The organism is Limnohabitans sp. TEGF002 (genome assembly GCF_055395845.1).
The window spans coordinates 2,163,232-2,176,777 of record NZ_AP029224.1; the positions used below are offsets into that span (position 1 = coordinate 2,163,232).

At 56.1% G+C, this 13,546-nt stretch carries 13 protein-coding genes; all 13 read left to right on the forward strand.

The genetic code is table 11. The annotated features are described in order from the left end of the window. The first annotated feature begins 38 nt into the window (after window positions 1-38). Window positions 39-1,508: a methyltransferase domain-containing protein gene (locus ACZ5SR_RS10760; RefSeq protein ID WP_464448676.1), complete on the forward strand. Its 1,470-nt coding sequence runs from the start codon at window positions 39-41 to the stop codon at window positions 1,506-1,508. A 15-nt stretch (window positions 1,509-1,523) separates the two neighbouring features. Then, window positions 1,524-2,864 carry a methyltransferase gene (locus ACZ5SR_RS10765; protein WP_464448677.1) on the forward strand — a complete coding sequence of 447 codons (1,341 nt, stop codon included), beginning with the start codon at window positions 1,524-1,526 and terminating at the stop codon, window positions 2,862-2,864. A gap of 217 nt (window positions 2,865-3,081) precedes the next feature. Further along, the gene (locus tag ACZ5SR_RS10770; RefSeq protein WP_464448678.1) at window positions 3,082-3,540 is read left to right on the forward strand and encodes a hypothetical protein; all 459 of its coding nucleotides are present in this window, start codon (window positions 3,082-3,084) and stop codon (window positions 3,538-3,540) included. Window positions 3,541-3,970: 430 nt separating this feature from the next. Then, window positions 3,971-4,447, forward strand: a complete 477-nt coding sequence (locus ACZ5SR_RS10775) for a tetratricopeptide repeat protein (RefSeq protein ID WP_464448679.1) — start codon at window positions 3,971-3,973, stop codon at window positions 4,445-4,447. Window positions 4,448-4,508: 61 nt separating this feature from the next. Continuing rightward, entirely contained in the window at window positions 4,509-5,657 is a 1,149-nt protein-coding gene (locus ACZ5SR_RS10780) for a flagellin N-terminal helical domain-containing protein (RefSeq protein WP_464448680.1), read from the forward strand. Window positions 5,658-5,826: 169 nt separating this feature from the next. After that, window positions 5,827-6,000, forward strand: coding sequence for a hypothetical protein (locus ACZ5SR_RS10785; protein WP_464448681.1), 174 nt, complete (start codon window positions 5,827-5,829; stop codon window positions 5,998-6,000). A gap of 36 nt (window positions 6,001-6,036) precedes the next feature. Continuing rightward, complete coding sequence (locus tag ACZ5SR_RS10790) at window positions 6,037-6,237, forward strand: hypothetical protein (protein ID WP_464448682.1); 201 nt, start codon at window positions 6,037-6,039, stop codon at window positions 6,235-6,237. A 169-nt stretch (window positions 6,238-6,406) separates the two neighbouring features. Further along, on the forward strand, window positions 6,407-7,906 hold the full coding sequence (locus tag ACZ5SR_RS10795; RefSeq protein WP_464448683.1) for a sigma-54 interaction domain-containing protein: 1,500 nt from the start codon (window positions 6,407-6,409) through the stop codon (window positions 7,904-7,906). A gap of 11 nt (window positions 7,907-7,917) precedes the next feature. Continuing rightward, window positions 7,918-8,277, forward strand: coding sequence for a flagellar hook-basal body complex protein FliE (fliE, locus tag ACZ5SR_RS10800; RefSeq protein ID WP_464448684.1), 360 nt, complete (start codon window positions 7,918-7,920; stop codon window positions 8,275-8,277). 25 nt (window positions 8,278-8,302) lie between these two features. After that, window positions 8,303-10,174, forward strand: coding sequence for a flagellar basal-body MS-ring/collar protein FliF (fliF, locus tag ACZ5SR_RS10805; RefSeq protein ID WP_291924068.1), 1,872 nt, complete (start codon window positions 8,303-8,305; stop codon window positions 10,172-10,174). 21 nt (window positions 10,175-10,195) lie between these two features. After that, complete coding sequence (gene fliG, locus ACZ5SR_RS10810) at window positions 10,196-11,314, forward strand: flagellar motor switch protein FliG (RefSeq protein WP_291924065.1); 1,119 nt, start codon at window positions 10,196-10,198, stop codon at window positions 11,312-11,314. Further along, on the forward strand, window positions 11,301-12,221 hold the full coding sequence (locus tag ACZ5SR_RS10815; protein WP_464448685.1) for a FliH/SctL family protein: 921 nt from the start codon (window positions 11,301-11,303) through the stop codon (window positions 12,219-12,221). The genes fliG and ACZ5SR_RS10815 overlap by 14 nt, the downstream gene beginning before the upstream one ends. After that, entirely contained in the window at window positions 12,218-13,540 is a 1,323-nt protein-coding gene (locus ACZ5SR_RS10820) for a FliI/YscN family ATPase (protein WP_291924062.1), read from the forward strand. The genes ACZ5SR_RS10815 and ACZ5SR_RS10820 overlap by 4 nt, the downstream gene beginning before the upstream one ends. Window positions 13,541-13,546 lie beyond the last annotated feature (6 nt).

The window sequence follows — 13,546 nt, forward strand, 5'->3', positions numbered from 1 at the left end:
TTTTATCAAAATTTAAATATACTGAATGACGAAAAATCATGAATAAACGTATACACTTAAGTATTATCCAACCCCCAGGATATATTCACTCCCAGGGATTTCTAGACCAAGCACGTTACGTGCGCTATCAGTTCAGAAAACTCGGTGCGGCGGTCAGCTTAGGCAAAAATAGGCTTAGAGAAGACTCAATCAATATCGTATTTGGGGCTCATTTGGGCTTTCAAGCACAACTCAAAGAACGTTACACCTGTATTTTTTTCAATCTTGAGCAATTAGGTGAAGATGGCGCTATCGTCAGCCAAGCCTATATTGATCTGCTAAGCTCGTCGGCAGTTATTGATTACGATTTGCGTAACTTGGCTGCATATGGTTGTAAGGACGGTGACATCCCAATTGTCTCCTTCCATTATGCTCCCTACCTGTCAAGTACTTCAATTACGCCTCTAGAAGAACGACCGATTGATCTACTATTTTTTGGCGGTATCAACGAACGTCGTCAAACGATGTTTGATCGTATCGAAGCATGCGGCTGGAGCGTCTCGCGATTCGACCAACCCTTATTCAGCGAAGAACGCGACCAATTCATCCGCCAGTCCAAAGCTGTTTTCAACTGCCACTTTTATGAAAGCAGCCGCTTCGAGCAGGCCCGTGCCTTTCACACGCTTTCGCTGGGCACCCCACTCATTTCAGAAAGAACCGAGCGAACCAGCCCGCCAGCAGCATTCGAGGATGCGGTGAGCTGGGTGACAGACGATGAACTTGAGTCCTTTTTCATGAATGAATTCATGACACCGCGCTGGCTCCAGCGAACTCATGAAAAGCTTCAGGCCTTTGCACACACCGACGTATTACAGCCATGGAGTATTGCCCACGCTTACTGCCAAGCCCTATGGAATATGGGCGGCGAAGAAAAAGTCAGTCAAATCTGGCGCACAACCCAAATGAACCTGGGCTCAGGCAAAGACTACAAACCAGGCTGGCTCAATGTCGACATCTTGGAACGGGCTCAACCCGATCTGGTGCTCGATCTGGGTAAAGAGATTCTTTTTCCAATAAGTGAGCGGACCCTGGGAGGTGGTCTTGTCGTTTTGGAAGAGAACAGCCTGAATACCATTTATGCCAACAATGTCCTCGAGCATGTTCCAGATCTGCCTTGCCTGATGACCAACCTCTTGGCACTACTAAAAGAAGATGGCGAAATCGAAATCGAGGTACCCTACGAAAAATCGATGACCGCATGGCAAGACCCGACCCATCTGCGTGCAATGAACCTCAATTCTTGGCTTTACTATACCAACTGGTTCTGGTATCTGGGCTGGTTTGAGTACCGCTTTGAAATGAGTCAATTTCAGTGGCTTGACAACAAATTGACTCCTTGCGAAGAAGACCAAGCCGCCTTCATGAAAGTCAAGCTAAAGAAAATCAGCACCACGCCGCATGAGCGCGCACTGGCTAGGACGATGCAATCGGACTTTGGCTTGCTACCAGAAGATATTACCACTGCATAAAATTGAAAGAAAATCATGAGCTCTTATTATGATGGACTAAACGAAAAACTATTGAATACGATTCCTAAAAATGCAAATAAAATACTGGAACTTGGTTGTGCAAATGGTAAATTAGGGCGGCGCTACAAAGAACTAAACAATCACGTTTTCTGGGTTGGTATAGATATCAATAAAAATGCAATTCAAGAAGCGTCCAAATATCTTGATGAAGCATACCAAATTGATATCGATAAAGCTGATTTATTAAATATTGGGAAAGATTTTGACACCATAGTAATTGGTGATCTTTTAGAGCATCTAAAAAATCCAGAAGATCTGCTAGATAAATTATACGACTTAAGCCTACCAAATGCTTCTTTGGTTTGCTGCATACCAAATACAGCACATATCAGCATTGTAGAGCGGCTGCTATCTGGTGATTTTTCATATGATCAAATGGGTCTTTTAGACGTAACACACACACGCCTCTTCTCTGCATCATCAGCTATAAAAATTTTTCTTAACTCAGGATGGCTACCTGATATTGTTAATCGATATGATACACCTTTACGAGTTGATAAATTTACGGAATCAATCCTTAATTCAGCAGGAATTTTGGGAATACCAAGAACAACCGCGCTTGATCAACTTAGTCTTTATCAGATGATAATAAAATGCGAAAAATGGCCATTAACAATATTTGAAAAAAATGGCCCCGAAGAGCCATTTAGTGTTATTGTACCAGTTAATCGACCTTGGCAATACGAATTAAACATACTCCGTTCACCCGGCCTCAAAGAAATTAATGCAGATATTGTACCTGTATTCAATGCTAAAAGCGCGGCAGATGCGTATCAAATTGGTGCAGAAAAATCTAAACATCAATGGAAAATACTTGTACATCAAGACGTTTATTTTCCATCTTGCACAGGCTTGGCTATCAGGCGTCATTTGGGAAAACTGTCGGAAAAGAAATTTACCCGCCATGCCATTGGATTTGCAGGATTAAAAGAAGCATTTGATGGTAATTTTGACAAATCTGGTCTAGTGATTGATCGAAAGAGATTGTTCAAGCATTCTACTACCAACCATGCTTGCTCAATTGATGAGTTTGCAGTTGCCTTGCATGAAGAAGCAGATGTGGTTATTGATCCTAAAATGGGTTGGCATCTATGGGGTACAGATTTATGCATGCAATCTAAAAATGCATTTAATCAATATCAAAATAAAATAATTGATGTACCATTATTCCACAATTCCACGAATGATTTTACCTTGCCCAATGATTTTTACGAAAGTTTAAACCAAATATTTTTGAAATACCCTCAGTTAAAATCGCTTCATACTCTTTGCGGGGAATTTAATAAAAAAATATAATTTAAACTCAAAATTGAATTGCATCATTTTTCACCTCTGCAAGCTCCACAGACGCAATTCGCGTAATTCAATTGCTATCTGTCTCATCACAGATGATGCTAAGGGATACAGCCCTTCTCACGGCCAAAGCAGTTGACCTTATGGCATGTTAATTGCTTTTTTAATTTTATTGTTACGTCGGCTATTTATGGCCACACCATCATCGAAGGAGTGATTCATGTTGCATGCTGCCCCCGCCTTTATAGCCAAAACGTCCTACTCGGCACTTCTTGCCAGCGCCACCCAAGAACTCAGCCCGGCCAAAATTCGGCAATCCATCGCCGATCTGGTTGGCAAAAATCGATTGGCCGAAGCAGATGCCTTGTCATGCGAAGCACTTCAACGTTTTCCACAGAGCGAGGACATTCTGGTGATCCGTGCTTTGGTGACCCAAGTGCGTCAAGATTGGCCCGCCGCCAGTGCTGCGCTGGAGAGGCTGATCGGTTTGCAAGGCCACGCTGCGCAAGCCGTGAGCTGGGGCCAGTGGGTGCGCGTGCTGCGCTGCATGGGCGACGATGCCCGCGCCATGTCTGTGGCCGCTCAAGGCTTGGCCACTCACCCCAAAGATGCTCAACTGCAGGAAGAGTTCAACGCTTTGCAGCGAACAGGCATTGCGCCAGCACTCAAAGTGGCTTGATGGCATGCAGCGCTCATCAGCGCTGCAGCCAACGCCAAAGAGGGGGCGGTTAAACCCCTCTGCTTTTGCTCAACGCAATGAGCAATTTTTATAAGCGCATACAAACGGCGTGTGCTTGGTGCAAATCACCAAAGACCTCGGCCTCTTCCCCCAAAACCGCTTGAAAGTTACGGCCAAAGGATTCCAAGCTTTGCCCAGCGGCAAGCCCTTGCCGCACTGCCGACGCTCCGACACCTGAACGTCGACACCACGCTGTGGTTTTGGCGGTCAAATAATTGAAAACATCGAATTCATTTTGATTTTTTCAAATTTCTTCGTAAAAAAAGTCCCCTCAAGGCTAAAGTTTTGCTGGCATGCGGTTTGCTTAACAGGGTTCACCATCGGTGACGGCCAACTGTCACCGGATTTTTTGACACCCCTGGAGACCGTGATGTCCACACTTTTAAATGCCATGTTGTCGCAGTCCGTATCCGGCCAATTGCTCGATGCGCGTGATGTATCGAACTTTTCCGCCCCCGAGATTCGCCAAACTCTGGCCGATCTGGTGGCAGCTGACCGGGTTGACCTGGCCAATGCTTTGGCTGCGGCTGGTCAAAGCCTGTACCCCAAAAGCGAAGACATTTTGGCCATCAGCGCTTTGCTTGCCGAGATCCAAAAAGATTGGGTCACCGCCGAAGACATGTTGCGCAAATTGATCGAAACACAAGGCGCTGCAGTCACACCCTTCACCTGGCGGCATCTGATCCGCGTGCTGCGTTGCCAGTGCGAACCGGGCAAAGCCTTGCAAGTGGCCAAACAAGCCATGGTCGCCCACCCCACCGATTCGGCATTGAATGACGAGTTTTTGGCGCTGCAAAAACTGGTTTCTGAACAAGTGCCCGTGGAAGCCTCGGCCCGCATGCATTGAGCCGACCTGCCGCGTTCTGCGCCTTCACTGATCGACACCCCATTTATAAAGAGTCAACGCCATGTCCGTTATCAACACCAACATCAAGTCACTGGTCTCGCAAAACGCGATGGTCAAGAATAACCGCGAACTGTCAGATGCCATGCAGCAGCTGTCGACCGGTAAACGCATCAATTCGGCCAAGGACGATGCGGCCGGCCTGGCCATCACCTCGCGCATGACCGCCCAGATCCGCGGCTTGGACCAGGCGATCCGCAACGGCAACGACTCGATTTCAATGCTGCAGACCACCGAAGGCGCCATGATCGAGATGACCAACATGCTCCAGCGCATGCGCGAGCTGTCCATCCAGGCAGCCAACGACACCTACACCACTGACGATCGCAAATACCTGAACCTGGAATTCCAGCAGCTCAAGACCGAAGTCAACCGGGTCACACGGGCCACACAATGGAACGGCATGGATGTGCTCAACGGCACCTTCAAAAACGATGCGGGCGACGTGGGGCGTTTCCGCTTTCAAGTGGGCGCCAACGAAGGCCAGGTCATCACACACACGATTCCGCCCATGGGTTTCAAAGAGTCCACGGGTACCGCCACCTTGGACACCACAGCCAAAACACTGACGCTTGCTGGCAACTATTCCGTGGGCGACAAAATATCCGTCACCGTGGGCACTGCAACGTCCACTTATGAGGTGTCGGGCAATGACTTGCTCACCGGCGACACGACCAAGATCCTCAAGTCGATAGGCGACAACATGGCCGCCAAGTTCAAGCTGGATTTGGGTCAAGCCGGCATAAGCGCCGCCAACGGCGTGGTCACATTCACAACGGCCCCAACCAATCAAGCAGGTGTCGCGCTTTCCTTTGTCAACGAAAACGGTGCACTGACCAACGTCAAACCGCTCGACATCACCACCAACACAAACTCCAACACGGCTGTTGCCGAGTTGGACAACGCGATCAACCGCATCAACGAAGAGCGTGCAGGCATTGGTGCCATCATCAACCGCGTGACCTATTCGGTGGACAACCTGGCCAATATTTCGCAAAACACCTCCGAGTCGCGCAGCCGCATTCTGGACACCGACTATGCCAAGGCCAGCAGCGAATTGGCCCGCACACAGATCATCTCGCAGGCGGCTACGGCCATGCTGGCACAGGCCAACCAATCGCCCCAATCGGTGCTCAAGCTGCTGCAAGGTTGAGCTGCTTCAACGCTGGGCGCAGGCCTGCAAACCTTCGGAGTTTGCAGGTTTTTTTTCGCCCTTCAGGCTTTGTTCTGGCACAGCTTTTGCACACCATGAAACAGACCATTGGCTCGCTACCCGAGCGACGATTCATTGACAGGGCACCGCCCATTGCACCGGAGATTTCATGCGCACACTGGCCATCCACACCACCGAAAGAACCCGCCATTTTTTGGATGCCATGCGCGCACAAGCCCACCGTCAACTCGCCGCGCAAAGCTTGGCGCTGGAGCCGGAGTTGGCCGTCCTCGCGCAGGCCAACCTGGACTTGAAAACCGTGCTGGATTTGCTGCGAGATTGAGTGCCTGCTGAGCCCAGCAACACCCAAAGAAAACGCATGCCCCAAACTGCCGAAGGTCCGCAACGCGGCCCCAACTGCTGGCAATGCCGGCATTTCGCCATCACCCACATCCCTTCGGCACCCTATGCCTGCCGGGCCATGGGCTTCCAGTCGCGGCTATTGCCCGCTATGGAAGTGCTGCGCGTGGACGGGCAGTTCTGCAGGCTCTTTCACGCCAAAGACAAATCTGCGGCCTGACACTTGCCTTATCCGCGCTGTCAATCTTTCGTCAAGCGCAGTGTCAAAATCTCTCGAAAATTAAAAATATTTAAGTGTTCATTTTTTAATTTTTCAGTGCTTTTTAAATCCATTTAAATCTGGCACAAGGGTTGCTTGGTAGGTTTCATCTGAACATGAGACCAACACCGTGAAGTCACAACCCGTTTCCACCCCTCTGGCCCTCTGGCTGGACCCCGAAGCAGCCCTGAGCCCCGAGCACAGCCATGCCTTGCAGGTGAGCGGCTGGGCTGTGATGCCCGTCACCACGTTGGACAACCTGCTGGCCCATGCCGCCGATGCGGCCATGGTGGTCTTGCACCTGACACTGGACGCGACACGGCTCAAAGCGGTTCAACAACTTTTGCAAGATGCCGGGCTGAGCACCCCCGTGGTTTGCCGCGTTGAGCGCCACGAATTGGACCTGGCTGTGGAAGCCACCCAAGCCGGCGCATTGACGGTGCTGGCTGCACACGACGTGCGCACGGCCTCATGGCAGCGGCTGCACACCCAAATCAACCCCAACACCCCACGCTTGTCGCCACAGCCTGTGCGCAACGTGGTGTTTGTGGACCCCGCCAGCCAGCACCTGCTGGCCTTGGCTCAAAAAGTGGCCCAGGCCGATGTGACCGCTTTGCTGGTGGGCCCCACCGGCTCGGGCAAGGAAGTCTTGGCCCGCGTGCTGCACGAGGCATCGGGCCGCGCACATGGCCCCTTTGTGGCGCTGAACTGCGCGGCCATGCCGGAAAACCTGATCGAAGACATGCTGTTTGGTCACGAAAAAGGCGCGTTCACCGGCGCCCACCGCGACCAAAAAGGTTTGTTCGAACAAGCCCAGGGTGGCACCTTGTTCTTGGACGAAATTGGCGAGATGCCCATGCACCTGCAAAGCAAGCTGCTGCGCGTGCTGCAAGAGCGCCAACTCACCCGCCTGGGCGGCCAAAGCGTGATCCCCTTGAACGTGCGCATCGTGGCCGCCACCAACAAAGACCTGAAAAAAGCCATCACCGAACGCGAGTTCCGCGAAGACCTGTACTACCGCATCGCCACCTTCCGCATGCGCTTGCTGCCCTTGGCCGAGCGCCCGGGCGACATCATTCCCCTGGCCATGCAGTGCCTGCTGCAGCACGACAAGAAGCCGTGGCAACTGCACCCACAGGCGCAGATGCAACTGCTGCAATACCCCTGGCCCGGCAATGTGCGCGAACTGGAAAACGTGATGCGCCGCGCCATGGTGCTGTGCACCGACCACGTGGTCACGCCCGCGCACCTGATGTTTGACGACTGGCTGACCGCCAGCACCCCCGCAACAACATCGACAAGCGCACCAGCGCAGGCGTCGGTGACCGCTGAACCTGCGGTCCTCTCGGCCCCAGCCCGGCCTGTGGCCTGTTTTGATGAATTGATGAGTGCAGCCAAGCACACCTTTGGTCTGCAAGAGCCGGTCATCGCCGACGAGGCCCTTGGTTTGCCCACCGACCTGCACAGCGCCGCCCGCATGAACGAGCATCAGGTGATCATGGCCACCCTGGCCAGCACCCCCAGCAAAACAGAAGCGGCCAAGCGCCTGGGCATCAGCCCACGCACCCTGCGCTACAAACTGGCCCAGCTGCGTGAGCACGGTCTTGGCATGGCCAGCGCGGCTTACTGAAGGAGACACGTATGATCGACAAAGCCATCTCTCCTGCCAGCATCCAGTCGATGCTGCAAACCCTGCGCAGCCACCAGGCTGAAGCCTCCGGCAAAACAGCGGGCATGCCCGGCGCGACCGAGCTGAACGGCAGCGCGGGCGGTGTCCAGAAAACAGGTTTTTCTGATCTGGTCTCGGGTGCGCTCGGACAGGTCAACAACTTGCAAGTCCAATCCTCCGAAATGCGTGCCGCCTTTGACCGTGGCGAAAACGTCGCACTGACCGACGTGGTGCTGGGCATGCAGAAATCTTCGCTCGCCTTTGAGGCCACCTTGCAAGTGCGCAACAAAGTGCTCAAGGCCTACGAAGAAATTCTGAACATGCCGGTCTGACCCGCTCAACTGAAGAAGAACAAACATGGCCACAGCAACCGCTTCGATGAACACTGGCGTGATGACCGCGCCCCCAGCGTCCAACAACACCCCTGCCACCACGCCCGCCAATGCTTCGGGCAGCACGGCGTTGACCACCGCCCAAGGTGCCAACGGTGCAGCCAATGGCGCAGGCGCAGGCGGCATGCTCAGCCCCTGGCGCACTCAGGGCATGGCCGACACCTTCAAGACCGTGATCAACCAACCGGCCGTTCGCAAAGTGCTGCCGCTGATCATCATGCTGGCCGTGTTGGTCATCTTTGGTCTGGTTTACGCCTGGATGCAGGCCACCCCCTACCGACCCGTGATGCCCGGGCTGCAGGAAGCCGACCAGCAAAAAGCTTTTGAGTCGCTCAAGGCCGCCGACTTCAGTCCCAAGATCGACCCCGCCACAGGCCAGCTCACCGTGCCCAGCCAGCGCTTCCATGAGGCGCGGATTTTTCTGGCCTCTCAAGGGTTGCCCAAGGCCGGTGCGACCGGTCTGGACGGCTTGAAAGAACAGTCGTCGATGACCACCAGCCAATTCATGGAGCAGGTCAAAGTGAACGCGGCCATGGAGCAGGAGCTGGCCCGCAGCATCATGCAAATTGGCAGCGTGCAAAGCGCGCGCGTGCACCTGGCCACACCCAAGCAAAGCGTGTTTGTGCGGGACCGCACACCACCCAAAGCCTCTGTGGTTTTGGCCCCCTACCCCGGCCGCGCCGTGTCCGCTTCGCAGGTGCAGGCGATCGTGCACTTGGTGTCCTCCAGCGTGCCTTATCTGGCACCCGACCATGTGACCGTGGTGGACAACGTGGGCAAGCTCATGACCGAGTCGGCCACCGAACAAAAATTGGGCTTGACCTCTGCACAGGAGCAGCACAAACAGCAACTTGAAGAGGTCTACCGCAACCGCATCATGCAAATTCTGGCCCCCATGGTGGGCGAAGCCAATGTACGCTCGCAAGTGAATTTGACGCTGGATTTCACCCAGATCGAGAGTACGACCGAAGACTTTGACAACCGCGACAAAGGCCCCCGCACCCGCTCTGAAGTGCTGGCCGAAGACCGCGCTGCCAGCCGGGCCGCCGAAGGCATTCCCGGGGCATTGGCCAACACGCCCCCCGCAGACCCCACCACCACCAACGCCACCCAGGTGGACGCCAACAAAGGTCAGGGTGAATCCGGCAGCAAACTCAGCAGCCGTTCCACCCGCAACTTCGAGCTGGACCGCACCGTGCGCCATGTGCGCAACGCCACAGGCGGCATCATGAAAGTCAGCGTGGCAGTGGTCGTGAACGAACGCCCCGCACCGCCACCCGCCAAGGACGCCCCAGTGGCTCCCAACGCGCCGACCACAGTGGCCTACACCCCCCAAGAGCTGGAGCAAATGCTGCAAGTGGTGCGCGGCGTGGTGGGTTACGACCAGCAGCGCGGCGACAACGTCTCGGTGGTGCCCGCCAAGTTCGAGCCTGCGACAGCGCTGGAAACCATCCCATGGTACCTGGAAGATGCGGTGCAAACCGGCATCAAAGGCGGCTTGCTGGCCATCAGCTTCATCGTGTTCATGCTGATCGTGGTGCGCCCCATCATGCGCAACATGTACGCCAGCGACGCTGCCACCGATGCCGATCAGGCCAAGGCCGCTCTGAGCGATGGCGAGTTGAGCGAAGACGACATGCGCATGATCCAGATCGGCGAAGGCGAGAGCCTGGAAGAAATCAAGGCCAAGCTCAAGCCCAAGAAATCGAGCATCTCCATGGACATGCTGGACACCGCCAATACCTATGACGATAAAGTGGCGCTCATCCGCATGCTGGTGGCCGAAGACTCCGGTCGCGTGGCCAACGTGCTCAAGGGCATGATCAAGTCCAGCTGAAGCTATTGAGGAAAAAACACCATGGCCACCAAGAAACCTGACGACAAAGACGCCAAAGCCGACAAGCCCAAAGACGGCAAGGACGCTCCGCCCGCCCTGCTGGGCGATGGCTCCATCCCGATGACCGAAGAACTGGCCAAGGAATTGGCCGAGTTGACCAGCACACAACGTGCGGCGGTGCTGATGCTGCTGCTGGGCGAGCAACAAGCCTCCGAGATCATCCGCTTCATGAACCCCAAGGAAGTGCAGTCGCTGGGTGCTGCCATGGTCTCGGTGTCGGATTTGTCACAAGAGGCGGTGAACATCGTCCTGGACGAGTTTGTCACCATGCTCAAAAAGCAAACCAGCCTGGGCCTGGGCACGGGCGACTATGTCGAAAAAGTGCTCAAACGCGCCTTGGGCGAAGACAAGGCCGCCTCGGTGCTCAGCCGCATCATGCCCGGCCAGGGCAGCAAGGGCCTGGAAATCCTGAAATGGATGGACGCCCGCTCGATTGCCGAGATGATCCGTGGCGAACACCCCCAGGTGGTGGCCATCATCTTGTCGGTGCTCGAATACACCGTGGCCGCCGACGTGCTGAACTTCCTGCCGGGTGAGTCGCGCCCCGAGATCATCCAGCGCATTGCCAGCCTGGAGACGGTGCAGCCCTCCGCCATGGAAGAGCTGGAGCAGATCATGATGAAGCAGTTCGCCACGAACTCTTCGTCCAAATCGTCCAGCTTCGGCGGCGTCAAGGCGGCGGCCCAGATCATGAACTCGGTCAAGGTCGAGCTCGAATCCTCCATCATGGCCGGCCTGTCGCAAATCGACGGCGAGTTGATGCAGAAGATCCAGGACAACATGTTCACCTTCGAAAACCTGGTGGGCGTGGACAACCGCGGCATCCAGGCCATCATGCGCACGGCCGAGCCCGATTTGCTGATGGTCGCCCTGAAAGGCGCACCCGACTTCGTCAAGGACAAGTTCCTCGACAACATGTCGGCCCGTGCCCGCGTCATGTTCGTGGACGACATGGAAAGCAAAGGCCCGCTGCGCATCACCGAAGTGGAAGAAGCGCAGAAGAACGTCATGCGCCTGGCACGCAAGCTGTCCGATGCGGGCGAGCTGGTGTTGGCAGGAGGCGGCGATGGCTTTGTCTGACCTGAACGAAAAGCCTGCCCCCTGGAGCCCCAACCCCTTGCTCAACAGCAAGGCCGAGGCCCCCCGTTTTCTGCGCACCCAATGGGACGAGGCCACGGCCCGTTCGTTTGGTCCATGGCGCGTGGCCGACAAAGCCGAACCCACCGAAGGCTTGCTGACCGAAGCTGCCGAACCCGACGCCAGCGAAGCGGCCACAGAAGTACCCGCCGATGCGGCAGCAGCGCAAGAGGCTGCGCCCACGGCCGAGCCGGAATCGCCTTGGACCGAAGCGGCTTTGGCCCAGTTGCGCGACGAAGCGTATCAGCGCGGCCTGCTGGAAGGGCAAGCGCTGGTGCGCACCGAATTTGAAAATGAACGCAGCAAAGAGCGAGAGCTGATGCGGCACTTGGGCATCGAGCTGCGCAGCATCAGCCAGGACCCGCAACGGTTTTTTGAACCCCTCAAGCGGCTGTCTTTGCACTTGGCCGAACAACTGGTGCGGGCCGAGCTTCAACTCTCTGGCCAAGCCATCCACAACCTGATTCAGCAATGCATTCAGCAGCTCGACCACGCGGTCGAGCCTGTCCACGTCAGCGTCAACCCCGAAGACCTGCAGCGCCTGACCGCCATGGGTGAATCGGTCACCAAGCACATGCAGCTCGAAGCCGACGCCTTGCTGCGCCCGGGCAGCGTGCGGGTGCGCGTGCAAGACAGCGTGGTGCAAGACCTGATCGAAACACGTCTGGAGCCCTTGGCTCGTCGCTTGCTGGCCCAGCCCGAGGCCTGGATGCAGCAATCTTCCTTGGTCAAGGACCGGGCCGAAGCCTTGCCTGCCGACACCCCGGTGCGTGACTGGCAACGCCAGGTGGTCGATGTCGAAGACACCGAAATCAAACCCGCAGCCAACCCGGACGACGACACACCATGATGGATTTTGACGCCGAGGTCAGCCAGCTGATCGGTGAACTGCACGCCCCCGAGCCACAGCGCAACGGCACCCTGGTGCGGCTGGTGGGCATGCGGCTGGAAACCCGGGGACTGATGGCACCGCTGGGCGCCTGCTGCGAAGTCGTGGGCCAATTTGGCCACCGGGTGGAGGCCGAAGTCGTGGGCTTCAACGACGACACCCTCTACCTCATGCCCTTCACCGAGCCCAACGGCATCGGCCCGGGCGCACGGGTCACGGTGCTCAACCATTCGTCCAACGTCCAGCTCGGCCCCGACTTGCTGGGCCGCATCATCGACGGGCGTGGCCAGCCGCTGGACGGCAAACCCGCACCCGACTGCCCCGATGTGCTGAGCCTGCTGGGCCGCCCGCTCAACCCGATGGAGCGCGGCCCCATCCACCAAATCCTCGATGTCGGCGTCAAGGCCATCAACGGCGTGCTGACCATCGGGCGCGGCCAGCGTCTGGGCCTGGTGGCCGGCTCAGGTGTGGGCAAAAGCGTGCTGCTGGGCATGATGACCCGATTCACCGAAGCCGACGTGGTCGTGATCGGCCTGATCGGCGAGCGGGGCCGCGAAGTGCAGGCCTTCATCGAAGAAACCCTGGGCCCGGAAGGTCTGGCCAAATCGGTGCTGGTGGCCGCACCCGCCAACGTGTCACCCGTGCTGCGCCTCAAAGCCACCCACATGACGCATGTGATCGCCGAATACTTCCGTGACCAGGGCAAAAACGTCCTGATGCTGGTCGACAGCCTGACCCGCGTGGCCCATGCCCAGCGCGAAATCGGCCTGGCCGTGGGCGAACCGCCGACTGCCAAGGGTTACCCGCCTTCGGTGTTTGCACTGCTGCCCAACCTGATCGAACGCGCAGGAGTCGGCCGCCATGGCTTTGGCTCGATCACCGCCATCTACACCGTGCTGGCCGAGGGCGACGACGCCAACGACCCGATCGTGGACATCGCCCGCGCCTCGCTCGATGGGCAAGTCATGCTCTCGCGCAAACTGGCCGATGCCGCCCACTACCCGGCGATTGACCTGAATGGGTCCATCTCGCGGGTCATGCAAAACCTGCTCAGCCCCGAAGACCTCAAGCAATCGAACCGCTTCAGACGCCTGTGGTCGCTGTACCAACAGAACCAGGACCTGATCCAGGTCGGCGCCTACGAGGCCGGCAGCAACGCCGAACTCGACCAGGCCATCCGTTTGCGGCAAAGCATGGAAAAGTTTCTGCAACAAGACATGCACACCAACATGGATGTGGCCTCCACCCGTCACGAACTCCAGTCCCTGATGGCTGGCTGAACGAAA